The sequence below is a fragment of the Pseudomonas lurida genome (genome assembly GCF_002563895.1).
Classification (GTDB): Bacteria; Pseudomonadota; Gammaproteobacteria; order Pseudomonadales; family Pseudomonadaceae; genus Aquipseudomonas; species Aquipseudomonas lurida.
In genome coordinates this window covers 1,071,917-1,095,765 of record NZ_PDJB01000001.1, presented here as the reverse complement: position 1 = coordinate 1,095,765, position 23,849 = coordinate 1,071,917, and the positions used below count along the sequence as shown (strand labels likewise).

Below are 23,849 nucleotides of genomic sequence, written 5' to 3'. Positions count from 1 at the left end.
TTCTACCTCAGTTTCAGGGTGGCAAGGCCGATCAGCACCAAAATCACGGTGATGATCCAGAAGCGGACGATCACACGTGGCTCAGGCCAGCCCTTGAGTTCAAAGTGGTGGTGAATTGGCGCCATGCGAAACACACGGCGCCCGGTCAATTTGAAGGAAGCCACCTGGATGACCACCGACAGGGTTTCCATCACGAACACACCGCCCATGATGAACAACACGATTTCCTGGCGAACGATCACCGCGATGGTGCCCAAGGCAGCGCCCAGCGCCAACGCGCCAACGTCGCCCATGAAGACTTGTGCGGGATAGGTGTTGAACCATAGGAAGCCCAGGCCTGCACCAATCAGCGCGCCGCAGAACACAATCAATTCACCTGCACCCGGTACATACGGGATCAGCAGGTATTCAGCGAATTTCACGTTACCCGACAGGTAGCAGAAGATGCCGAGCGCGCCGCCCACCATCACCGTCGGCATGATCGCCAGGCCGTCGAGACCGTCGGTGAGGTTGACCGCGTTGCTGGAGCCGACGATCACGAAGTAGGTCAGCACCACGAAGCCGATGCCCAGTGGAATGCTGGCGTCCTTGAGCATCGGAATGATCAAGGTCGTTTCCACTGCGCTTGGCGCTGTCATGTAAAGGAAGATCGCGGCAGCGAGACCGAACACCGACTGCCAGAAATACTTCCAGCGACTGGGCAGGCCCTTGGAGTTCTTCTCGATCACCTTGCGGTAGTCATCCACCCAACCGATGGCGCCAAACAGCAGGGTCACCAACAGCACCACCCACACGTAGCGGTTGTGCAGGTCAGCCCACAGCAAGGTGCTGACGCCGATGGACGACAGGATCAGCGCGCCGCCCATGGTCGGGGTGCCGGATTTGGACAGGTGCGACTGCGGGCCGTCATTACGAACCGATTGACCAATTTGCAGGTTCTGCAGGGTGCGGATCATCCACGGCCCCAGGAACAGCGACAAACACAACGCGGTCAGCACACCCAGGATCCCGCGCAGGGTCAGGTACTGAAAGACCGCGAAGCCTTTGTGGAACTGTTGCAGATACTCAGCCAGCAGCAGCAGCATTAATGTTTCTCCGTACTTGAGCCACACAAGGCCGCGACGACGTTTTCCATCACCGCGCTGCGCGATCCCTTGATCAAAATGGTTGTGTGTGTGTCGTGTTCAGCCGCCGTCAGCGCCTGGATCAGCTCGGCCTGTGTCGCAAAATGCACCGCGCCGGGGCCAAAGGCGTCGACGGCGTGGGCCATGTTCTTGCCGACGGCATAGAGAGCGTCGACTTTGCCCGCCGCGTAGGCGCCGACTTCGCGGTGGGACTGTTCGGCCCAGTCGCCCAGTTCGGCGATATCGCCCAGCACCAGCACCTTGCGACCGGCAAAGCCCTTGAGCAGGTCGATGGCAGCACAGACCGAGGACTGGTTAGCGTTGTAGGTGTCATCGATCACCCGCATGCCATTGGTCGCAAGCTGAGCAACAGTGCGGCCCTTGACCGGCTGCACCGCACCCAGGCCTGTGGCGATACCGAACAGCGAAACGCCCAGGGCGTATGCGGCGGCGGCGGCGGCCAAGGCATTGGCGACGTTATGGTTGCCCAGCAGATTCAGCTGGACGTGCTCGCTGCCTTGCGGGGTATGCAAGGTGAAGGACGGGCAACCACGGGCATCGACCGTGATGTTGGATGCATGGAAATCAGCCGCAGCGTTGAGCACGGCAAACGTCAGGACCTTGCGCCCGGCGGCGCGTACACGCCAGGTTTCGAAGGCCTTGTCGTCGAGATTCAACACAGCAGTGCCCGACGCATCGAGGCCTTCAAGGATTTCACCCTTGGCCTCGACGATTTTTTCCGGGCCGCCGAACTCGCCGACGTGGGCGGTACCCGCGTTGTTGATGATCGCAACGTGGGGCTTGGTCAGCGCCACGGTGTAGGCGATTTCGCCGACGCGCGAGGCGCCCAGTTCGATCACCGCCGCGGTGTGTTCCGGCGCCAGTTCAAGCAGGGTCAGCGGTGCGCCGAAATCATTGTTCAGGTTGCCACGGGTGGCGTGCACCGGGCCGCGCGTACGCAGCACGCCGGCGAGCAGCTCCTTGACCGTGGTCTTGCCGCTGGAGCCGGTGATGGCGGCAACGGGATTGGTGAATGCGGCGCGGTTCAACGCGCCGAGCTGGCCGAGGGCCAGGCGGGTGTCGGCGACCAACAGCTGCGGCAGCCTGGAGTCCGCTACTTCGCGTTGCACCAAAGCGCCGACGGCGCCTTTGGCGGCGACTTCATTCAGGTAGTCGTGACCATCGAAGCGCGGGCCAGCCAGCGCGACAAACAACTGCCCCGGCTTGATGTTGCGACTGTCGATACTGACGCCGTCGAAGCTGCAATCGCTCGACAGGACACGGGCCGACAGGGCCTGGGTCAGTTCGCTGAATGTCATTGCTTTAAGCATGGGCGACCTCCCATGCGGTCAAGGCGTGATCGGCCTCGACCAGATCGGAGAAGGCATGGCGTTCGCCATTGATTTCCTGATAGTCCTCGTGGCCTTTACCGGCCAGCACTACTACGTCGTCAGCGCTGGCGCTGGCGATCAATTGGGCAATGGCCGCACCGCGACCGGCGACGAACGTGGCCTTGGACCCGTCTTTGAAGCCAACACGGATATCGTCGAAAATCTGGCTCGGGTCTTCGCTGCGCGGGTTGTCGTCGGTCACGAGTACGCCATCGGCCAGGCGCTCGACGATCTCGGCCATCAATGGACGCTTGCCGCGATCACGATCACCGCCACAACCAAACAGGCACAGCAATTTGCCCTTGGCGTGGGGGCGCAGGGCCACCAGGACTTTTTCCAGGGCGTCGGGCGTATGGGCATAATCGACCACCACCAGCGGCTGGGTGCCGCCACCCAGGCGCTGCATGCGACCGGCCGGGCCTTCCAGCTTCGGCAGCACACGCAGGATTTCATCCAGGGCGTAATCCAGGCCGAGCAACGCGCCAACGGCGGCAAGGACGTTGCTCAGGTTGAAGCGCCCCAGCAGGCTGCTGCGCAAATGGTGCTCGCCCTGCGGCGTCACCAGCGTGGCGCGCACGCCTTCGTCATTGAATTGGGCTTCACGGCAATACAGGTAAGCGCTCGCGTCCTCCAGGCTGTAGCTGATCAGGCGCGACTCACGGTCTTCGGCGGCCAGCTGGCGACCGAATTCGTCGTCCAGGTTCACCACGCGGCACTTGAGGTCATTCCAGGCAAACAGCTTGGCCTTCTCGGCAGCGTAGGCCTGCATGGTGCCGTGGTAGTCCAGGTGATCGCGGGACAGGTTGGTCATCACCGCCACATCGAAAGCCAGCGCGGCCACGCGCCCCTGGTGCAAGCCGTGGGACGACACTTCCATGGCAACTGCCTTGGCGCCGGCTTTTTTCAGGTCGGCCAGGGTCGCTTGCACGGCGATCGGGTTCGGCGTGGTGTGCAGGCCGCTTTGCAGCGCGCCGTAGAAACCGGTGCCGAGGGTGCCGACGATGCCGCAGTGCTGGCCCAGCAGGTCAAGGGCCTGCGCAACCAGTTGGGTCACGCTGGTCTTGCCGTTGGTGCCCGTGACGCCGACCAGGTTGAGTTGGCGGCTCGGGTCGCCATAAAAGCGCCCAGCAATGTCCGACAGCTGTGCGGCGAGCCCCTTGACCGGAATCAATGGCACGTCGGTGATCGGCAGCACAGTCGCGCCTTCCACTTCATAAGCCACGGCAGCAGCGCCGCGTTGCAACGCATCGGCGATGTGCGCACGGCCATCGAGCTTGCCACCCGGCACGGCCAGGAACAGGTCACCGGCGCGCACATTACGACTGTCCAGGCTTAGCTCGCGGATCAACAGATCGCGACCGGCATGGGCAAAAATCTTGTTCAGGCTAAGAGACATCAGCCGCGCCCTCCATTGGCTTTCACGGCAGCGGCCGGTGGACCGGCGTTCGCTTGTTGGGTCGGCGGCAAGTTGTCCGGCGTGATGTTCATCAGGCGCAGGGTGCCGGACATCACTTTGCTGAACACTGGCGCCGATACCAGGCCACCGAAGTAACCGGCCTTGCTCGGCTCATCGATGACCACGACGATGGCGTAGCGTGGGTCGCTCATCGGGCCGAAGCCGGCGAACAGCGAACGGTAGGAGTTTTCCGCGTAGCCCTTGGTGCCCACCGACGTTTTACGCGCAGTACCCGACTTGCCGGCCACGTGATACGCAGGCACCTGGGCACGGAACACACCGCGCGGCGCTTCGATCACTTGTTGCAGCATGCCTTGCATGGTCTTGGCGACGTTTTCCGGGATCACCTGGGTGGCTTTCGGTGCTTCGTCGACGTGGATCAGGCTCAACGGCACCATGCGGCCATTGTTGGCCAGCACCGAGAACGCGTGAGCCAATTGGATCGCGGTCACCGACAGGCCGTAGCCATAGGAAAGCGTGGCGGTCTCGGCTTTTTTCCAGTCGCGGTAGTTGGGCAGGTTGCCCACGCGCTCGCCGGGGAAGTCGAGGCCGGTAGGCTGGCCCAAACCGATTTTCTGCGCCAGGTGGTAGATGGTTTCGCCGCCGATATCGAAGGCAACCTTACTCATGCCTACGTTACTGGAGTTGATCAGGATACCTGTCAGATCCAACACCGGACCTTCGGTACGCGATACGTCACGAATGGTGTATTTGCCCAACTGCAGGGTGCCTGGATACACCTCGACCTTGTCGCTGGGCTTCCAGCGTCCGGTCTCCAGTGCGGCACTCATGGAGATGGCTTTCATGGTCGAACCCGGTTCGAACACGTCGATCATCGCGCGGTTGCGCATCATCGCCGGCTGCAGGTTGCGACGGTTGTTGGGGTTGTAGGTCGGCTGGTTGACCATCGCGAGGATCTCGCCGGTCTTCACGTCCATGATCACCAGGCTGCCGGCCTTGGCGCCGTTCTCGATGATCGCATTCCGCAGCTCGCGGTTGGCCAGGTATTGCAGGCGCAGGTCAATCGACAACGCCAAGGGCTTACCGGCCTTGGCGTTTTTGGTGACCTGGACATCCTTGATCAGTCTGCCGCGCCGATCCTTGATGACTTGTCGTTTGCCGGGAACTCCGGCGAGCCATTCATCGTAGGCGAGTTCCACCCCTTCACGGCCGTGGTCATCGATGTCGGTAAAGCCAACCATATGCGCGGTGGTTTCACCGGCCGGGTAGAAACGACGGAATTCCTCGATGCCGTAGACACCAGGGACTTTAAGGTCGAGCACCTGCTGGCCCTGTTCAGGCGTCAAGCCACGAACGAGGTAGATGAATTCTTTATTGGCTTGGGCTTCAAGGCGCTCGGCCAAGGCTTTCGGGTCCTGGCCCAGGGCGGCAGCGAGCGCCGGCCAACGGTCCTTGGCCACCTGCAATTCCTTGGCGTTGGCCCACAGGGTGGTCACCGGTGTACTGACAGCCAGAGGCTCGCCATTACGGTCGGTGATCAGGCCGCGATGCGCAGGAATAGGGATATGACGCAGGCTGCGAGCATCACCCTGACCGATCAGGAAGTCACGGTCGACCACTTGCAGGTCGATGATCCGCCAGGTGATCGCACCGACCATCAATGCCAGCAAGCCAAGCATCAGGCGGAAGCGCCATGGGTAGAGTGCGCCCTCAAGTTTCATCATGGCGCCACCATGCGGACTTCGGCCGCGCCGGGGATGTGCATTTTCAGCTGTTCGGTGGCCAGCACTTCGATACGGCTATGGGCCGTCCAGGTGCTTTGCTCCAGGATCAGCCGCCCCCACTCCGCTTGCGCCTTGTCGCGCACACTCAACTCCCCGTACAGGGTGTTGAGCAGTTGACGGTTGTAGTGGGCGCTGTACGACACCGCAATCGCGGAAATCAGCACGCCCACAAACAGCAGCAACATAAAGAAGCTGCCGCCCGGGAGGGGCTTGGCGAAAAGCTTGCTCACCGCAACTTCTCCGCGACGCGCATCACGGCGCTACGGGAACGTGGGTTGGCCTTGAGTTCGGCTTCGGAAGCGAACTGCGCTTTGCCATGGATTTTGATTTTCGGCACAAAGGCTTCGAAACGTACCGGCAGGTTGCGCGGCAGGTTGTCGGATTCACCCTTGACCAGGCGACGCATGAACAGTTTGACGATACGGTCTTCCAGGGAGTGGAAGCTGATCACCACCAGGCGACCGCCCACTTCCAGCGCCTCGAGGGCAGCCTCGAGGCCAGCCTCCAGGTCGCCCAATTCGTTGTTGACGTGAATGCGCAGGCCCTGGAATGCACGGGTGGCCGGGTTCTTGCCCTTTTCCCACGCAGGGTTGGCGACTTTCAGCACTTCGGCCAGGTCGGCAGTGCGCTCGAACGGCTGGATTTCGCGGCGCTCGACCACGGCACGGGCCATGCGGCCGGCGAAGCGTTCTTCACCGTATTCCTTGAATACGCGGGCGATTTCTTCCACCGGCGCGGTGGCGATGAACTGCGCGGCACTGATGCCACGGGTCGGGTCCATGCGCATGTCGAGTGGGCCGTCGTTCATGAAACTGAAGCCACGCTCCGGGTCGTCGAGCTGTGGCGAAGACACGCCCAAGTCGAGCAAAACCCCGGCCACCTTGCCCGCCATGCCACGCTCGGCAACTTCGGCACCCAGCTCGGCAAAGCTACGCTGTACAACGACAAAGCGGCCGTCTTCGGCCGCTAGCGCTTGCCCGGTGGCAATCGCTTGAGGGTCTTTGTCGAACCCGAGGAGCTTACCGTCAGGCCCGAGCTGGCTGAGTATCAACCGGCTATGCCCGCCCCTGCCAAAGGTGCCATCCAAATAGCAGCCATCCGCGCGTACGGCGAGAGCCTCAACGGCTTCGTCAAGCAGTACGGTGATGTGGTTAAAGCCGCTATCAATAGTCACAGGATCAAATCACGCAGTTCATCAGGCATGGCGCCCGGTTGTTGAATAGCAGCCAGGTCAGCTGCAGAAACAGCATCCCAGGCATCTTCGTCCCACAATTGGAACTTGTTCAGTTGGCCGACCAGCATTGCGCGCTTGTCCAGCTTGGCGTACTCGCGTAACCGCGGTGGCACCAGGAAACGACCGCTGCCATCGAGCTCGAGGTCGACGGCATTACCAATCAGCAAACGCTGCAGGCGGCGGTTTTCTTCACGCAATGAAGGCAGGGCGCGCAATTTGGTTTCGATCAACTCCCACTCATCGAGCGGGTAAACACATAAACAAGGGTCAACGGCATCAATGGTGATGATCAACTGCCCGGAACTTCGCGAAATGAGCTCGTCACGATACCGGCTCGGCATGGCGAGACGGCCTTTTGCATCGAGACTGATAGCGTTAGCTCCGCGAAACACAGATGCGTTTCTCCAAATTTTAGCGTTTTACGTTCAAAAAACCCACTTTGTGCCACTTTCCGCCACTTGCGCACACTATAGGAATGCGCCCACCACACCGTCAAGGCGCGGATTCAAGGAAAAGCCTTACAGAACGGAGATTTAGGAGCGTAAAAGGAGGAGAAACCAGAGTTCGGCGATGTTTTGGGCCCAACAAGCGCAAATAGCTCAAAGAGCTATGGCCTAAAGTTAAAGTAATTTATTAAGAGTAAGATTTTTTTGGTATTACGAAGATGCATCTGCCAATGATTTGGCAGGGAGGGATTCTTGCGTTACTACCGGGTTTCTGCTCGAGATTCGGACAGAAGGAAAAAGGTGGAGAGTCGATCTATAAGCCGGGTTCTGTCTTGAACAGTCATTCGTCTACGATGGCCATCACTGGACATCTTTAGCAACCTACCCGGTCCCAGCGCGGGCCACGCCTTGGGACCCTATTTGGTCTTGCTCCAAGTGGGGTTTACCTAGCCACGAACTGTTGCCAGTCGTGCGGTGCGCTCTTACCGCACCTTTTCACCCTTACCGGCACCGAAGTGCTTAGGCGGTTATTTTCTGTGGCACTTTCCGTAGGCTCACGCCTCCCAGGCATTACCTGGCACTTCGCCCTATGGAGCCCGGACTTTCCTCCCCCCCCTAATTTTCATAGAGGGCAGCGACTGTCCAATCGACTCTCCGCCGCGCAGGTTAACGGCACGGCGGACTTAGGACAAGTAATAAAAGTTCAGAATTGCCATCACGTTCAGACGGAATACAGCTTAGACCCCGGAACTATTCGCCTTTCTGTTTATCCAGCGCAGCTTGATATAAGAGGTTCTTGCGCACGCCAGTGATTTCCGCCGCCAGGGCCGCCGCACGCTTGAGCGGCATCTCCTTGAGCAACAGGTCGAGGATGCGCATGGCCTCGCTGCCAACCGCATCTTCATCCTCAGGCGCCGTCCAGCCCGCCACCAGCACCACACACTCGCCGCGCTGCTGATTGCTGTCGCCTTCGACAAATGCGCGCAGCTCCTCCAGCGGCAGGCCCTTGAGGGTTTCGAAGGTCTTGGTCAGCTCACGGGCCAGCAGTGCCAGGCGTTCGCCGCCAAATACCAGCTCCATGTCCTGCAGGCACTCAAGGATGCGATGCGGGGCTTCATAGAAGATCAAGGTGCGCGGTTCTTCCTTCAGCGCTTGCAGGCGCGCACGTCGCCCCACGGCCTTGGCCGGCAGAAAACCCTCAAAGATAAAACGGTCGGACGGCAAGCCCGCCGCCGACAATGCAGCGATCAGCGCGCACGCTCCCGGAACTGGCACTACATTGATACCAGCGGCCCGCGCCTGGCGCACCAGATGGTAGCCAGGGTCGGAGATAAGGGGCGTGCCCGCATCGGAGATCAGCGCCACATCGTCGCCAGCCTGCAGGCGCACGATAAAACGGCTGCCTTCTTCGCGCTCGTTGTGTTCATGGCAGGCCGCTAATGGCGTGCTGATACCAAAATGCTGCATCAAACGCTGGGAGTGCCGCGTGTCTTCAGCCGCGATCAATTTAACCTCGCGCAACACCTTCAATGCCCGGGCACTGATGTCGTCCAGGTTGCCAATGGGCGTCGCCACGACAAAAAGCGAGCCTGCAGTGGAATTCAAAGGACCTGGAGCAGTCAAAACGCACACCTCGATGGTTGGCAAAAGCGACATTGTAGCGCGTAGGCGCCTTGAAAATATGCCATCACGGCCGATGCCTTTCAGGCCGCTGATAGCCACCTGCAACATTTGCACGACCTAAATCGACGGTTTCACGCCAGTAACATCGCGCCTGGGCCAGTGCTTGGGTACAATTCCACGCTAATTTGATCGGTATCAGGAACACTTACATGATCGCTTGCCTGCGGCTGCTCTCCGCCCTCTGCCTCGCTGCCTTGCTGGCCGCGTGCGCCAGCTCGCCCTCGTCCAGCCTTGGCGACCTTCCACGGACCCCGGACGCCAGTATCGAGCAACTGCTCGAACAGGCGACTACCGCCAAGACGCCAGAAAAGGCCGCATTGCTGCGCCTGAGTGCGGCAGACATGGCCTACAAGCAGAACAACCCTGGTCGCTCGTCGCAGATTCTTGCGCAAGTGCCCCTGGACGTCCTCAAGCCAGCCGCGCAAGTCTTTGCCAGCACCCTGGCCGCCGAACTGGCCATGGCGCGCAACCAGCCCAAGGCGGCGCTGGCTGCCCTCAACCACCCGAGCCTGCAAAGCCTGAAGGACCTGCCGCCTGAACAGCAGCTCCGAACCGGCAGTGTGCACGCACGTGCTTATGAAGCCGATGGCCAGACCCTGGCTGCCGCGCGTGAACGCGTCGCCATGGCGCCGCTGCTCACCGGCGATGCCGCCAAAAACAACCACGAAGCCATCTGGGTACTGATTGCCGCCCTGCCGGCCGAACAGCTACAGGCCAGCGGCAACCCGGTGCTGGACGGCTGGATCACCCTGGCCCAGTCGGTCAAGGGCGCCGGCACGCTGGAGCAACAACAAGCGGCCATCGACACCTGGCGCGCGCAGAACCCGGGCCATCCGGCTGCCGTGGAACTGCCAACGCCGTTGACCAAACTCAAGGAACTGGCCAGCCAGCCCCTGAACAAGATCGCCCTGCTGCTGCCGCAGGATGGCCCTCTGGCCTCCGTCGGCAAAGCGCTGCGCGAAGGTTTCATGGCCGCGCACTACCAGGCTGAACAAGCCGGGCAGAAGCCGCCAGTGATCGAGTTCTATGACAGCTCGCGCTTGACCTCCCTCGATGATTTCTACGCCAAGGCCCAGGCCGCCGGCGTGCAACTGGTGGTCGGCCCGCTGGAAAAACCGCTGGTCAAGCAACTCAGCGCGCGCCCGCAATTGCCAATCACCACCCTCGCGCTCAACTACAGCGAGACGGATCAAGGCCCGGCGCAACTGTTCCAGTTCGGCCTGGCCGCAGAAGACGAAGCTCGCGAAGTATCGCGCCGCGCCCGTGCCGACGGCCTGCATCGCGCTGCGGCGATGGTGCCTCGTGGCGAATGGGGCGAGCGCGTCTACAAGGCGTTCCGCCAGGACTGGGAAGCCAATGGCGGTACGGTTGTGGGTGTCGAGTATGTCGACCAGCCGGTTGCCCTCGCCCAGCAGATTGCCGACCTGTTCCAACTGCGTAAAAGCGAAGGCCGCGCCAAGAGCCTGCAAAGCACCGTTGGCACCGACGTAGCCGCGCAGCCGTCGCGTCGCCAGGACATCGAGTTCATCTTCCTGGCCGTCACCCCGCAACTGGCCCAGCAGATCAAGCCGACACTGAACTTCCAATACGCCGGCGATGTACCGGTGTACGCCACGTCCCACGTGTTCAGTGCCAGCGGCGACAAGAACCAGTACCTGGACATGACCAACGTGATGTTCTGCGAAACCCCTTGGCTGCTCAACACCACTGACCCACTGCGCAACCAGGTTGCCGCACAATGGCCGCAAGCCAATGGCAGCCTCGGCCGCCTCTACGCGATGGGCGTCGATGCCTACCGCCTGGCGCCACGCCTGGGGCAACTCAAGGCCCTGCCGGATACCCGTGTCGACGGTCTGTCGGGCAACCTGGGCATCAGCAACAACCAACGCGTAGATCGCCAGATGCCTTGGGCCAAGTTTGTCGGCGGTGAGGTCCAACGCCTGCCAGACACCCCGCGCTGATGCCCGAGCGGTCCAGCGCACAAAGCGGCAAGGACGCCGAACGACAAGCGCTCACGCACTTGCAACAACAAGGTCTGCGCCTGTTGGCGCAGAACTGGTTATGTAAACGTGGCGAGCTTGATCTGGTCATGCTTGACGGCGATACAGTAGTATTCGTCGAAGTCCGCTACAGAAAACACGCACAATGGGGTGGCGCGCTCGCCAGTATCGACGGGCGCAAGCGTCAGAAGCTGATACTCGCCGCGCAGTTCTTCCTGCAAAAAGAGCATCGCTGGGCCGACGCCCCCTGCCGTTTCGATGTGGTTGCCATAGAAAGCACACCGTCTGGTCAGGCTGATCTGAACTGGCTTAAAAATGCCTTCGACAGCTGATTCGCCGGACATCTTCACCACACACTTTTGCTCTTTGCTTTGCGGGCTGCACATTCCTGTGCCAAACAGCCGCGCTACTTAAGGTCACACAGATGGACATGCAATCCCGAATTCGCCAGCTTTTCCAGGCCAGTATCGACACCAAGCAACAGGCGATGGACGTACTTGCACCGCACATCGAGCAAGCCAGTCAGGTCATGGTCAATGCCTTGCTCAACGAGGGCAAAATGCTTTCGTGCGGCAACGGCGGTTCGGCCGGCGATGCCCAGCATTTCTCGTCCGAGCTGCTCAATCGTTTCGAGCGTGAGCGCCCGAGCCTGCCGGCCATCGCCTTGACCACCGATTCGTCGACGATCACCTCGATTGCCAACGACTACAGCTACAACGAAATCTTCTCCAAGCAGATCCGTGCCCTGGGCCAACCAGGTGACGTGCTGCTGGCGATTTCCACCAGCGGCAACTCGGCGAATATTATTCAAGCGATCCAGGCCGCACATGATCGCGAAATGATTGTCGTAGCATTGACCGGACGTGATGGCGGCGGCATGGCCTCGCTGCTGCTGCCTGAAGACGTGGAGATTCGCGTACCGGCCAATGTCACCGCACGTATCCAGGAAGTCCACCTGCTGGCGATCCACTGCCTGTGCGACCTGATCGACAGCCAACTGTTTGGGAGTGAAGAATGACCGTTAACCGCCTAAGCCTTTTGGCCATCACCCTGTGCCTCGCTATCAGCGGCTGCAGCACGGCCATCACCGCAACACGTGACACCCCTATTCAGGATGACAAGGGCACCCGCACCTTCGGCAGCAAGATCGACGACTCGCTGATCGAGACCAAGGTCGAGGTCAACGTCGCCAAGGCCGCGCCAGACCTGGGCAACGGTGCTTCGCGCATCGTGGTGACCAGCTTCAACGGCGTCGTGCTACTCGCCGGCCAGACGCCACGCGCCGACCTCAAGGCCCAGGCCGAACAAGCCGCCGCCGCGGTACAGCGGGTTAAGAAGGTGCACAACGAATTGCAGGTGATGGACCCGATCACGCTGCTGGCAATCAGCAATGACGCATTGCTGACCACCAAGATCAAGGCACAGATGCTCACCGATAACGCGATCCCCGGCTCGCGCATCAAGGTCGTCACCGACAACGGCATCGTCTACCTGATGGGCCTGCTCACCCAGGCGGAAGCCACTCGCGCCGCCAACCTGGTGCAGGGTGTGTCCGGCGTGCAGAAAATCGTGAAGGTCTTCGAGTACATCGATTGATGTAACCGACAGCCATAAAAAAGGGCGCCTTACGGCGCCCTTTTTTATGAACGAATATTTACTGGTACTGGGAGTACGGGTTGCCCTGGAACTGGTTGTTCTGTTGCGGCGCCTGTTGCTGGGCGCCTGGCTGGCCGTACTGCTGGCCCGGGATCGGACCGAGGTTCACTTCCACACGACGGTTCTGCGCACGGCCGTTGACGTCGGCGTTGCTGGCAATCGGGTTATCCGGCCCGGCGCCACGGGCGCTCAGGTTGGCACCGTTGACGCCCTGGGAAGTCAGGTAGTTGGCCACGCTCTGCGCACGACGCTGGGACAGGTCCATGTTCAACTGGCGGCTACCCGTGCTGTCGGTGTAACCGACGATCTGGATGGTGTTCTGGTTGAACTGCTTGAGGGAGTTGGCCAAGTTGTTCAGTGGCTGGTAGAAGCTGCTGGAGATCGCATCGGAGTTGGTCGCGAAGGTGATGTTGCCCGGCATGATCAGCTTGATCTGATCGCCCTGGCGCTGAACTTCAACACCGGTATTGGCCATGCTTTCACGCAGTTTCTTTTCCTGCTGGTCGGCGTAGTAGCCATAGCCGGCAGCGCCAGCACCCGCAACGACGGCACCGATCAGTGCGCCCTTGCCACGGTTGTTGTGATCGATGGCCGCGCCGGCCAAGGCACCAGCGAGGGCACCCAGCCCACCGTACTTGGCGGTCTTGCTCATCCCGCCGGACTCATTACTTGCCTGCCCCTGGCTGCTGCCGTCATAAGGGTTAGGGGATGCGCAGCCGGACAACAAAGCTACGCAGGTAGCGACAACAAGCAGACGACGCGAAGTGAACATGAAGGGAGCTCCTACTTTTGCATTCTATGGTGCAAAGGACATTGGCAATGGACCTGTGCCGAGTTTGGAACGCGATAAACGGTAAAAATTCCGTGGCTACAGAAACCGTAGCAGACGCTCGCTGAACACGACCTGAGTTTTTTGCTACAACGTTTGCCTGCCAGGCAAAAGCCCCTCCCCAGCCATTATTCCTTCACGCCCGCACGAAAGGATTCTCACGCATTTCATCACCCAAGCGGGTGTCCGGCCCGTGACCGGTGACCACGGTCGCGCCCTCGTCCAGGGTATACAGACGCTGCTTGATCGAACGCACGATGGTGGCCTGGTCGCCGCCCCATAGATCCGTACGCCCCACGCCTCGACGGAACAGTGTATCGCCGGCAATCAGCAGCTTGGCATCGGCAAACCAGAAGCTCATCGAACCCGGCGTATGCCCCGGCGTGTGCAACGCCACGCCGCAGCCGCACGCCAGCTCTTCATCATCTTCCAGCCAGCGGTCCGGGGCAGGCACCGGGGTATAGGGCACACGAAACATCTGGCACTGCATTTCCAGGTTATCCCAAAGGAATTGATCCTCTTTGTGCAGGTGCAACGTGGCGCCGGTCTTCTCTTTCAACTGGCCAGACGCCAGGAAGTGATCCAGGTGGGCATGGGTGTGGATGATGCTCACCACCTTGAGCCCCAGGGCATCGAGCCGCGCCAGGATAAGTTCATGGTTGCCGCCCGGATCGACGACGATGGCTTGCTTGCTAATGGGGTCGCCGATGATGGTGCAGTTGCACTGCAACGGGCCGACGGGGAAGGTTTCGCGAATGAGCGTGGGGGGCGTTAGCGTCATGGGAGGAGTCTCTGAGTCGTACTAAATGCAATTAAACTATAATTTGATGAAGCGACGCCTGGAACGCGACCTACACGACGGGTTATATGACGCGAACACTCAGCTCGGCGAGTCAGACTAATTGCTGGGCGCCCGTCACCTCTTTCGTGCTGGCGCCATGCCCCTCCTGGCCGGGTCGACGATGACGACGCGAGTTCAGGAGCCCGCTACATGGAGCTGGCAGAAGTGCTGATGCGCAACGGCTCGAATACCGAGCGGGATCTGCAGGAACTGTGGACACGCAGCGTCTTCAATATCTCGGTTTCAACCACCGACGACACTTGCGCAATCAGGGCCTTATCCTGGAGCCAGGCAATGGACCGCGCCTTTCGGTGAGCCACTGGCGGACCGTGGCTGAAGTAGCGGGTGGTTCACCCCGAGAACAAGGCTGCATGGCTGCGGCTTTCGCAACAGCCCAGGCTTAACCAATCAGCCTCAACTCCTGCGCCCGCGCCACCGCTTGCGTACGTCGTTCGACACCCAACTTGCTGTTGATATGGCTCGCGTGGGTCTTGACCGTATGTAAAGAGATGAACAGCCGGTTACTGATCTCCTGGTTGGAACAGCCCTGAGCGATCAGTTGCAGTACCGCCAGCTCGCGCGTGCTCAGGGTTTCGTGGGTCGACGCAATCTCCGCCACCACGACCGCCGGCAACAGCGCCAGCAGGCTCTGGTTCAGCAGGCCATGGGGGTCCTTGGCGAGCTGCTCGCGCATCCACTCCGGGTGGGTTTCCAGCAAACGCTGGAAGGGTTGCAACGCGCCACCGGCGCCCGCCTCAAGTGCCTGGGCCAGTACCGGACGCGCCTTGGCTTCCTGGCCGCCTTCCAGCAGCAACTGCGCCTGTTGCGTCAGGGCCATGAGGGCGATCATCTGGCGCCCGTCGTTATGGGCCTGTTGTGCTAGTTCTTCGAGGCGTTGCAACGCCGCGGCGGGTTGATGGCGAGTAGCATCCAGCGCTGCCTGCTGCAGCCCGATGTGCTGCGGCAGGTGCGGGTGGAATTCCGGTGCGGCGGCGGCATGCTCACCGTTGTAGGTCTGCCCCAGGCGGGTCAGCCAGGCGTCGGCCAGGTCGGTACGGCCCTGGGCCAGCCACAGTTCGCATTTGATCAGGGTGATCATCGCCAGGTAGTAGATCGGCGGCACGTCCCAGATATGCATGAGGCGCTCGGCCTCGGCGAGTTCGGCAAAGGCCTTGGCGAACTCGCCCCGGCGCCCTTCGAAACTGGCGATCACACAATGGCCGATCAACACGCTGATGTCGCGGCAAGCACGGGCTTCGGCAAGGCCGGCGCGCAAACGGGTAAGCCCGGCTTCGGGCTGGAACCGCACCAGCAGCAAATAACCTTCATAGAGCGACAAGCGCGCACGCACCGCGTACAAGCGCTGGGGCGCCAGCCCGTGCAGGCGCTGCAGGCCCTGGCGCACTTCATCCAGGGAACGCAGGATTTCACCGCGCGCCTGCAGCACCCGTGCCCGGTCGTAATGGGCCAAGGCCTCGAACAATGGGTTGCCGACGCGTTGCGCCAGCTCCAGGGACTCGCGATTCAAGCCACGCGCACGCCACAGGTCGGCATCGACAATGGCCAGGTTGGACAAGGTCGACAGGCACATCAACCGCTGGCCATAACGCCGTTGCGGCAAGCTTTCCAAGGCTTCGCTGCAATAGCGCTGGGTCAGTTCGCGGTCCCCCCGGCCCCGGGCGATGATGCCGCTCAACGCCAGCCATTGGGCCAACATCGACTTTTGCGCGGTGGCCGACGGTGCCGGCAGGAAGCGGCTGAGGTAGCTGGACAGTTCTTCGGCCGCATCCAACTGGCAGGCCAGGCCCAGCGCCCAGCTGTAGAGCACGATCAAGCGCGGCGTACTGATCAGCAGGCTGTCGGGCAAGTCCATTTTCCAGCGCAGCAGCATGCCGACATTCTGCTCGGCCAACAGCTGTTCTTCGGACAGGTTCTGCACCAGGTTGGCCGCGACATCCAGGTGGCCGGCGCGCAATGCTTGCTCCACCGCCTCATCGATCAAGCCCTGGGCATTGAACCAGCGGCACGCGCGCAGGTGCAGGCTGGCCGCCGGCAGTACATTACTGCTGGCTCGACGGGTGCGCAGCAGGTCGGAAAACAGGTGGTGATAACGGTACCAATGGCCCTGCTCGTCCAGGGGCACCAGGAACACTTGGTGAGCTTGCAGGTAGCGCAGGATGTCGGCGCTGTCATGGGCCTCACGCACCGCGTCGCAGAGTTCGCTGCAAAAACGATCCTGCGGGGCCGTGTCGTACAGAAACGCCTGGACTTCGGCCGGCAGGCAGTCGATGACTTCTTCCAGCAAGTAATCGCGAATCAGCCCTTCGCCGCCGTGCAGGCTCTGTGGCAAGGCGCCGTCACTGCCGGCTTCGGAGGCGGCCAGCAACCAGAAACGCAGCCCGGCGACCCAGCCTTCGCTTCGGCGGATCAGGTTATCGAGGGCTTCGCCGCGCAACGAGCTGCTGTGGCGATCCAGCACTGCCAGCGATTCGCCGTGCGTCAGGCGCAGGTCCTGCTCATGCAGCTCCAGCAGGTGACGCGACAACCGCAACCGTGCCAGATGCCAGTCCGGGCGTTGGCGGCTGGTGACCAGCACCACCAGGCCGTCGGGCAGATGGTTGAGGAAAAACTGCAGGCAGCGGTCGAGCACCGGCCCCTGGGCCAGATGGTAGTCATCCAGCACCAGCAACAGGGGGGCGCGGGTAGACAGGTGCACGGTCAGCTCATCGAGCAGGCCATCCAGCCATTCTTCGAAGGCAAAGGGTTGGTGACGCTGGCGCATTTTCAGCAGGCCCAACGATTGGGCGCCAATTTGCGGGAAGAATTGCTGCAAACCGTCGAGCAGGCGCTCGAGGAAACGCCCAGGGTCGTTGTCCCGAGGGCTCAGGCCCAGCCACAGGCTTTGCCAATGCGCCGGCAGGCTCTGGCAGAACTCCACCGCCAACGAACTCTTGCCGAACCCCGCCGGTGCGCTGACCAGCAACAACCGCCCTTCCAGGCCGGCACTCAGGCGTTCGCACAGGCGTGGACGCAGCACATAGCCGTCAGGTAGGGGTGGCCTGTAGAAGCGACCTTCCAGGGTTGGGATTACCGCACTGGCAGGCCCTTGGATTCGGGACAGATCAGTCATCGCCGGGCTCTTGTAGAAGGCTGTTGTCGGCATTGCAGATGTCCGCAGACTAGCGGTAAAAGCGGCAGGTTTGTAGATCTTTGCAGGATTTGCCTGAAAAAGAACTGAGACAAGACATATCGCGACAAACAAAAATGGGAGGGCACTTGCTCCCGATAGAGGTGGCTCAGTCAATACGCGCTGACTGTCACACCGCTATCGGGGGCAAGCCCCTCCCACATTGAGTGACGCGTGCAGCTTAGCGGACACCATCCTGGCGCAGGGCCGCCGGGGTGAAGTCGCTGGTGGTGGCGGTGAAGCCGAAGTCATACGCCTGCTTCTCTTCGTTCTTCATGCCCAAGGCCAGGTAGCGGCCGGACTGCAGGTCGTAGAGAGTTTCCAGGGCGTACCACGGGACTTGTTTGTCGTAGTAGTTCTCGGCATGCGCTTCGGCGACGCGCCACAGTTGGCCACGGCCGTCGTAGTGGTCGATGACCGCCGCTTGCCAAGTGTCTTCGTCGATGAAGAAGTCACGCTTGGCGTAGATGTGGCGCTGGCCTTCCTTCAAGGTGGCCACGACGTGCCAGACGCGGCGCAACTCGTAGCGAGCCAGGTCCTGGTTGATATGGCCGGCCTTGATGATGTCGGCGTATTTGAGCTTCGGATCGTCGATCTTGTAGCTGTTGGACGCGATGTAGATCTCCTTCTTGCCTTCCAGCTTCCAGTCGTAGCGATCCGGTGCACCGTTGTACATATCGAGGTTGTCGGAGGTACGCAGGCCGTCGGCGGCGGTACCCGGGCCGTCATAGGACACTTGTGGCGCCCGACGCACGCGGCGCTGGCCGGCGTTGTAGACCCACGCCGAACGCGGCTCCTTCACCTGGTCCAGGGTTTCGTGCACCAGCAGCACACCACCGGCCAGGCGCGCTGGCGCGGTCACTTGTTGCTTGAAGTAGAACAGCACGTTGCCCGGGTTCTTCGGGTCGAAGTCTTTCATTTTGTCGCGGAACACGAACTGGTCTTTGAAATACACCAGGCTGAACGAGCCGTTGGTTTGCGGGGTGGCCTGGGTGACCAGGCGGGTCACGCTGCCGCCGCGATAACGGGTGATGTGGTTCCAGATCACCTCGACGCCGCTTTTTGGAATCGGGAACGGCACGGCGGTTTCAAAGTTTTCCAGGCCGTTGCCGCCAGACACCAGGTTGGTGGTGGTGGCGTTCTTCTTGATGGCCGCAAACACATCGGCCGGCACGGTAGCGCCGCGATGGGTCGGGTAGACCGGCATCTTGAAGGTCTCCGGGTAACGCTTGAACATCGCGTACTGCCCCGGCGCCAGCTTGTCTTTGTACTGCTCGACGTTTGCCGCAGTGATGGTGAATTGCGGTTGTTCACTGGCGTAGGGGTTGGCCAGGAACCCACGGGCATCGACGGCACCGGCGTTGGTTGGCAGCGGCGACCATTTTGGAATGGTGCCGGCGGCGTTGCCGGCCATCTCGGCGCCCATCGGAGTCAGGGTCGTGCCCAGCTTGGCGGCTTCATCCGCCGAGACTGCCGCCATGACGTTGCTCGCCAGGATCGACAGCCCAAGCACACCCACGTGCAACAGACTTTTGGTTATTTTCATGTTGTTGTTCTTCCTGAAAATACAGTGTGCTTAGAAGTTGGCGCCGAAGCTCAAGGCGACGAAGTCGCGATCATCCACCGTACTGAACTTGCCACCAAAGAAGTTGGTGTAGGCCAGGCTGGCGGTATAAGTGTTCTGATACTCGGCATCTAGGCCCAGGCTGACCGCCTTGCGACCTTCTTCGAAGTTACCGCCAGGGCCTGGCGAGTAACCTTTGACGTCGTGGGACCACGCCACGTTTGGCTTGAGGTTGACGCCTGCGAACACGTCCGGGTATTCCCAGATGGCGCGAGCGCGGTAGCCCCAGGATGTGGCGGTGGTGTAACCGTCGTTGTTGCAGTTGGTGTTCAGTCCTGCCGCATTGGACAGACCGGCTCCGGTGGCCGTCGAGTTATTGAGGGCGTTGCAGAACCCACCAGGCAGACTGCCTGGGCCAAATACCGGATCACGGCCGTAACGGGCCTCGGACTTGCTTTCCAAGCCGCCTACATGGGTCACACCGATCTCACCGACGGTGGTCAAGCGACTGGCGCCCATCACCTGATCGAAGAAGTGCGTGAAGGTCGTCTGGAACTGAGTCACTTCCTTGCGGTTATAGCCATGCAGGTCCTGGCCAGGCGTCCCTTTAAGCACTGATGCATTGCCAAAGCCCGGAATGGGCGTGACACCGGCATACAGGATGTCAGTCGTGCTCAGTTGCACAGGCGCGTTCGGCCGGTAGCTCAACTCACCGCTCCAGGCTGTACCGGTAGGCAGCGTGGTGGAGAAGCTCAAACCGTAGAGGCGGATATCTTCCGGGTACTCGACGAAGTAGTTCGAGCTACCCGCCACGATCAGCGGACGCAGCGCTGCCAGCGGCCCCAGCGGACGGGTGTACGCCGAGGAGGGTGCACCCTGCGCACTGAAGATCGGTGCACGGCTGTGGTAATTCATGAAGTAGGCACCGAACTCGGTGTCCAGCGGTTCGAAGTTGTAATGCATGGCCACGCCGAACTGGCCACTGTCACGCGCGTCCCGGTCCGGACCACGACGCACCAACACGCCTTCGTTGTTGACGTCCACACCCAGGGCATTCAACGTCGGGAGCGCGGCACCCGGAATGGTCGAGCGCTTGTTGAGTACTCGCAGGTTATTGTCGCAACCGTCCGAGATCACGTCAGGCTGCGAGAAAAACGTTCCGCAGTTGTCCGTGACGGTCTGGTCCCACTCCAACTGGTAAAACGCTTCGGCCGACAAGTTATCCGTCAGCGTCTGCGACACATAGAACATGTTGACTGGAATCAAGCCTTCCTTGATTTCAGCCCCCGGACGACGGAATGCCGACACGTCGATCGGGTTGATGGAGTTGATGCCACCACCGATGAAAGTACTCTCACCCCAGCTGACAACCTGCTTGCCCAACCGCACCGACCCTGGCTGATCGGCAATCGCATAGTTGTGGTAGACGAACGCATCAAGAATCTGCCCGCCCGAAGACTTGGCGCCTTCTTTGCGGTTGTTGTCGCTGATGTCCTTGAACGGACGGCTTTCGTCCTTGAGCTCAAAGTCATACCAGTACTTGCCACGCACAAACACACCGGTGTCGCCGTACTTCAGTTCCAGGTCATGAATACCCTTGAAGATCTTCGAGAACGTTTCACCGCGCTTGAAGTTCAAGTGGCCGTCGTCGGAGGTCTGCGACAAGCCTCTGCCGCCGTTGTTGACACCGATCAGATCCCGATTGGCCTTGGCTGTCGACCAACTGGCACCCACGGAAAGCGACGAGTCAAAACTCCCTTCGATTTCACCGATATTGAAACTGACGCCGAATGCGGGCCCGGCGAGCGTAGAAGCGAGACTGACGGCCAGGGGCAGTCTTGCCCGGCGCCAGAACTGGTTTACTGAGGTCATCGACGCTACTCCATGTGCATTATTGTTATGGCAGTGAGTTCTTTCCCTGATGCGTGTAACGGCCGGAATACAACGACTCCAATGCCGCTCGGCAGCCGAGCCCCCATGGCCCGAAGCGGAACATCCTTGAAAAACTCTGGGTGGGACTATAGCCAGCAGGGGGTACCGCTTGATCCCTCTAAAGTGTGATTTGCATCACCAACCCGTCTGCCACAGTCCTTTCGCCATGTCGGCGAGGGCCGACGCGGCAAGGATGGCTGAAAATCGGCAAATCACAAGTGAAGGCGCGATATAGAGCAGTGCCGTGCCACAACGGCACGGCAAATCAGCTCAGAGGGTGGACAGGAACGTGCTGTTGTTGGCTTGCCATTCAATGATGTCGATACGGATACGTTTTTTGTCGAGTTTTCCTACGCTGGTCTTGGGAATTTCCGTAACAACGGCGATCTGGCTTGGAATCGCCCACTTGCTCAAGTGGCCCAATTCCACGAACGGCTTGAGGTGTTCCTTCAGCTCGCGGGCCCCTATCACATGGCCATCACGCACCACCAGCAAGGCAAACGGACGCTCGCCCCACTGCGGGTCGGCGATGCCCACCACCGCTACTTCGCGTACCGCCGGGTGACGGCTGACCAGGTCTTCGAGGGCCAGGGAAGAGATCCACTCGCCGCCAGTCTTGATCACATCCTTGATGCGGTCGCGGATATCGATCACGCCGAAGGCATCCAGCGTGGCCACATCGCCGGTGTGCATCCAGCCGCCAGCCCACAGCTCGGCGCCCTTTTGCGGCTCGTTGAAATAGCCTTCGCTGAGCCACGGTGCGCGCAGCACCAGCTCTCCCTGAGACTCGCCGTCGGCGGGCAGGAAGTTACCGTCAGCGTCGATGATCGCCGCTTCCACCAATGGCCCGGGCACGCCAGCCTTGATGCGGTAAGTGGTGCGTTCATCCTCGGTGCCGGCCATCAGTTCTTCGTTGAGGTGGGCGCAGGACACCAGCGGCCCGGTCTCGGACATGCCGTAGGCGGCGGTCAACTGAATGCCACGCGCCTTGGACGCTTCATACAGAGAACGGTTGAGTGCACTGCCGCCGATGACGATTTTCCAACCACCAAAATCCACGCCCTGGGCAGCCTTGGCGTTGAGCAGCATTTGCAGGATGGTCGGTACGCAGTGGGAGAACGTGACCTTTTCCTTGCGCCACAGCTCCACCAGGTATTCCGGGTCGTAGCGACCGGGATACACCTGCTTGAGGCCCAGCATGGTCGCCACATACGGCAGGCCCCAGGCGTGTACGTGGAACATCGGCGTGATCGGCATGTACACATCGTTGGTGCCGAGCAGCCGCACGCTGTCGACGCTGCCCATGATGGTCGCCACGCCGATGGTGTGCAGCACCAGCTGGCGATGGGTGAAGTACACGCCCTTGGGGTTACCGGTCGTGCCGGTGGTGTAGAACGTGGTGGCAACGGAGTGTTCGTCGAAGTCCTGGAAGTCGTACTTCGGGCTGGCGGCGGCCAGCAGGGTTTCATATTCGCCTACCAGGTTGGGCAGCTCGGCGGTCGTGGAGTCACCATCGGTGAGCAGCAGGGTCTTGTCGACGGTGGTGAGCTGGCCGGCGATGGCCTGGTAGAGGCCCACGAACTCACTGTTGACCAGCACGAAGCGGTCCTCGGCATGGTTCATGGTGTACAGGATCTGTTCCGGCGACAGGCGCACATTGATGGTGTGGATCACAGCGCCAATCATCGGAATGGCAAACATGCATTCCAGGTAACGGTGACTGTCCCAGTCCATCACCGCCACCGTATCACCGGCCTTGACGCCCGCTTCGGTCAACACGTTGGCCAGCCGCGCGACGCGCTCGATCAGGGTCGGGTAGGTATAGCGCAGCTTGTCGCGGTAGATGATCTCCCGGGTTTTCTCGTAACGGGCGCCGGACATCAATAGGCGTTTGATCAACAGCGGGTATTGGTACGCACCTTCGGCGGGCGGGATAACACGGGTCTGCAACATACGAATCCCTTTTTATGACTGCACAGTCTTGGCTTGAAGATCTGCACTGTAGAGACCTTATGTTTCAGCCAAATCAGCCAAAGGAATGATTTGCAGACCCCAATGAATGCTAGCTTTGCGCCAGCATTCGGCTCATTTCATGCTGGTGAAGGCCAGCTTTACCCCGATGGCAATCAGCACGGCGCCCATGGTCCGATCAAACCAATGCCCCATCCGCGCAAACCCGGCTCGCACCCGTTGCTGGCTGAACAGCATGGCCACCAGGCAGAACCACAGCGCTGTCGCCACCGCCAGGTACACGCCGTAACCGGCCTGGATTGCCAGCGGCGTGTGCGGGTTGATCACCACGGTGAACAGCGACAGGAAAAACAGCGTGGCCTTGGGGTTCAAGCCGTTGGTCACGAAACCGGCGGTAAACGCGCCGCGCGGAGTGCGCTCGCCAGCTTCGCGGTGCAACTCGCCCTCGGCGGCAGGCTTGGCCGGCTGCGCGCGCAGAGCCTTGAAGCCGATGTACAACAGGTAGGCCGCCGCCGCCCACTTGAGCGCGTTGAACAGCACGATGGACTGGGACACGATCAAGCCGATTCCCAGCAACGAATACCCCACGTGCAGGAAAATCGCCGACCCCACGCCCAGCGCGGTCCAGGTCCCGGCGCGGCGGCCGTGGGTAACACTTTCACGCACCACCACCGCGAAATCCGGGCCTGGGCTGGCCACCGCCAATAAGTGAATCAGGGCTACGGTCAAGAACTCGGCGGCGTACATGCTCACTCCAATTAAGTAACTGATTATTTCATCTGATAGGCTC

Annotated in this window: 19 protein-coding genes, 1 other RNA gene and 1 pseudogene; 5 read left to right on the top strand and 16 right to left on the bottom strand. The window is 60.9% G+C overall.

Annotated elements, in window-relative coordinates; all coding sequences use genetic code 11:
- Positions 1-2: 2 nt before the first annotated feature.
- The 9 genes from mraY to rsmI form a co-directional block, all read right to left on the bottom strand.
- Positions 3-1,085, bottom strand: coding sequence for a phospho-N-acetylmuramoyl-pentapeptide-transferase (mraY, locus tag ATH90_RS04950; protein ID WP_034102250.1), 1,083 nt, complete (start codon positions 1,083-1,085; stop codon positions 3-5).
- A complete protein-coding gene (locus ATH90_RS04945) occupies positions 1,085-2,455 on the bottom strand; it encodes a UDP-N-acetylmuramoyl-tripeptide--D-alanyl-D-alanine ligase (protein WP_069021807.1) in 1,371 nt (456 codons plus the stop codon). Before ATH90_RS04945 ends, mraY begins: the two co-directional genes overlap by 1 nt.
- Positions 2,448-3,911: a UDP-N-acetylmuramoyl-L-alanyl-D-glutamate--2,6-diaminopimelate ligase gene (locus ATH90_RS04940; RefSeq protein WP_034102248.1), complete on the bottom strand. Its 1,464-nt coding sequence runs from the start codon at positions 3,909-3,911 to the stop codon at positions 2,448-2,450. The genes ATH90_RS04945 and ATH90_RS04940 overlap by 8 nt, the downstream gene beginning before the upstream one ends.
- Positions 3,911-5,653 (bottom strand): peptidoglycan D,D-transpeptidase FtsI family protein, encoded by a 1,743-nt coding sequence (locus ATH90_RS04935; RefSeq protein WP_164300045.1) that lies wholly within the window; start codon positions 5,651-5,653, stop codon positions 3,911-3,913. The genes ATH90_RS04940 and ATH90_RS04935 overlap by 1 nt, the downstream gene beginning before the upstream one ends.
- Positions 5,653-5,946 (bottom strand): cell division protein FtsL, encoded by a 294-nt coding sequence (ftsL, locus tag ATH90_RS04930; protein WP_010213047.1) that lies wholly within the window; start codon positions 5,944-5,946, stop codon positions 5,653-5,655. Before ftsL ends, ATH90_RS04935 begins: the two co-directional genes overlap by 1 nt.
- Positions 5,943-6,890 (bottom strand): 16S rRNA (cytosine(1402)-N(4))-methyltransferase RsmH, encoded by a 948-nt coding sequence (rsmH, locus tag ATH90_RS04925; protein WP_034102246.1) that lies wholly within the window; start codon positions 6,888-6,890, stop codon positions 5,943-5,945. The genes ftsL and rsmH overlap by 4 nt, the downstream gene beginning before the upstream one ends.
- On the bottom strand, positions 6,887-7,342 hold the full coding sequence (mraZ, locus tag ATH90_RS04920) for a division/cell wall cluster transcriptional repressor MraZ (RefSeq protein ID WP_003171868.1): 456 nt from the start codon (positions 7,340-7,342) through the stop codon (positions 6,887-6,889). The genes rsmH and mraZ overlap by 4 nt, the downstream gene beginning before the upstream one ends.
- A 354-nt stretch (positions 7,343-7,696) precedes the next feature.
- Positions 7,697-8,050, bottom strand: an RNA gene (gene rnpB, locus ATH90_RS04915) — RNase P RNA component class A.
- Positions 8,051-8,146: 96 nt separating this feature from the next.
- Positions 8,147-9,052, bottom strand: a complete 906-nt coding sequence (gene rsmI, locus ATH90_RS04910; RefSeq protein ID WP_164441208.1) for a 16S rRNA (cytidine(1402)-2'-O)-methyltransferase — start codon at positions 9,050-9,052, stop codon at positions 8,147-8,149.
- Positions 9,053-9,228: 176 nt separating this feature from the next.
- On the opposite strand from rsmI, the gene ATH90_RS04905 reads away from it, so the two are divergent.
- From ATH90_RS04905 to ATH90_RS04890, 4 genes are all read left to right on the top strand, one after another.
- The gene (locus tag ATH90_RS04905; protein ID WP_034102245.1) at positions 9,229-11,040 is read left to right on the top strand and encodes a penicillin-binding protein activator; all 1,812 of its coding nucleotides are present in this window, start codon (positions 9,229-9,231) and stop codon (positions 11,038-11,040) included.
- The gene (locus ATH90_RS04900) at positions 11,040-11,411 is read left to right on the top strand and encodes a YraN family protein (RefSeq protein WP_080758217.1); all 372 of its coding nucleotides are present in this window, start codon (positions 11,040-11,042) and stop codon (positions 11,409-11,411) included. The genes ATH90_RS04905 and ATH90_RS04900 overlap by 1 nt, the downstream gene beginning before the upstream one ends.
- Before the next feature lie 92 nt (positions 11,412-11,503).
- Positions 11,504-12,097, top strand: coding sequence for a phosphoheptose isomerase (locus ATH90_RS04895; protein WP_007904374.1), 594 nt, complete (start codon positions 11,504-11,506; stop codon positions 12,095-12,097).
- A complete protein-coding gene (locus tag ATH90_RS04890; RefSeq protein ID WP_012722284.1) occupies positions 12,094-12,675 on the top strand; it encodes a BON domain-containing protein in 582 nt (193 codons plus the stop codon). Before ATH90_RS04895 ends, ATH90_RS04890 begins: the two co-directional genes overlap by 4 nt.
- A 58-nt stretch (positions 12,676-12,733) precedes the next feature.
- Here the strand turns inward: ATH90_RS04890 and ATH90_RS04885 are convergent, their stop codons facing one another.
- Together ATH90_RS04885 and ATH90_RS04880 are read right to left on the bottom strand one after the other, a co-directional pair.
- Positions 12,734-13,507 carry a YiaD family glycine zipper/OmpA-like lipoprotein gene (locus tag ATH90_RS04885; RefSeq protein ID WP_021491873.1) on the bottom strand — a complete coding sequence of 258 codons (774 nt, stop codon included), beginning with the start codon at positions 13,505-13,507 and terminating at the stop codon, positions 12,734-12,736.
- Positions 13,508-13,700: 193 nt separating this feature from the next.
- Positions 13,701-14,345: an MBL fold metallo-hydrolase gene (locus ATH90_RS04880; RefSeq protein WP_034102243.1), complete on the bottom strand. Its 645-nt coding sequence runs from the start codon at positions 14,343-14,345 to the stop codon at positions 13,701-13,703.
- Between the two features lie 171 nt (positions 14,346-14,516).
- Here ATH90_RS04880 and ATH90_RS29510 point away from each other — a divergent pair.
- Positions 14,517-14,809 (top strand): annotated as a pseudogene (locus ATH90_RS29510) (HipA domain-containing protein); the annotation flags it as partial.
- Here the strand turns inward: ATH90_RS29510 and ATH90_RS04870 are convergent.
- The 5 genes from ATH90_RS04870 to ATH90_RS04850 all read right to left on the bottom strand — a co-directional run bounded on the left by ATH90_RS04870 (position 14,806) and on the right by ATH90_RS04850 (position 23,806).
- Positions 14,806-17,535, bottom strand: coding sequence for a winged helix-turn-helix domain-containing protein (locus tag ATH90_RS04870; protein ID WP_098465797.1), 2,730 nt, complete (start codon positions 17,533-17,535; stop codon positions 14,806-14,808). The pseudogene ATH90_RS29510 and the gene ATH90_RS04870 sit on opposite strands and share 4 nt — an antisense overlap.
- A 238-nt stretch (positions 17,536-17,773) precedes the next feature.
- Positions 17,774-19,138 (bottom strand): DUF1329 domain-containing protein, encoded by a 1,365-nt coding sequence (locus tag ATH90_RS04865; RefSeq protein WP_034102240.1) that lies wholly within the window; start codon positions 19,136-19,138, stop codon positions 17,774-17,776.
- A gap of 30 nt (positions 19,139-19,168) precedes the next feature.
- Complete coding sequence (locus ATH90_RS04860) at positions 19,169-21,028, bottom strand: DUF1302 domain-containing protein (protein ID WP_098465796.1); 1,860 nt, start codon at positions 21,026-21,028, stop codon at positions 19,169-19,171.
- A 330-nt stretch (positions 21,029-21,358) separates the two neighbouring features.
- On the bottom strand, positions 21,359-23,041 hold the full coding sequence (locus tag ATH90_RS04855) for a fatty acid--CoA ligase (RefSeq protein WP_034102238.1): 1,683 nt from the start codon (positions 23,039-23,041) through the stop codon (positions 21,359-21,361).
- 132 nt (positions 23,042-23,173) lie between these two features.
- The gene (locus tag ATH90_RS04850) at positions 23,174-23,806 is read right to left on the bottom strand and encodes a LysE family translocator (RefSeq protein WP_010213066.1); all 633 of its coding nucleotides are present in this window, start codon (positions 23,804-23,806) and stop codon (positions 23,174-23,176) included.
- Positions 23,807-23,849 lie beyond the last annotated feature (43 nt).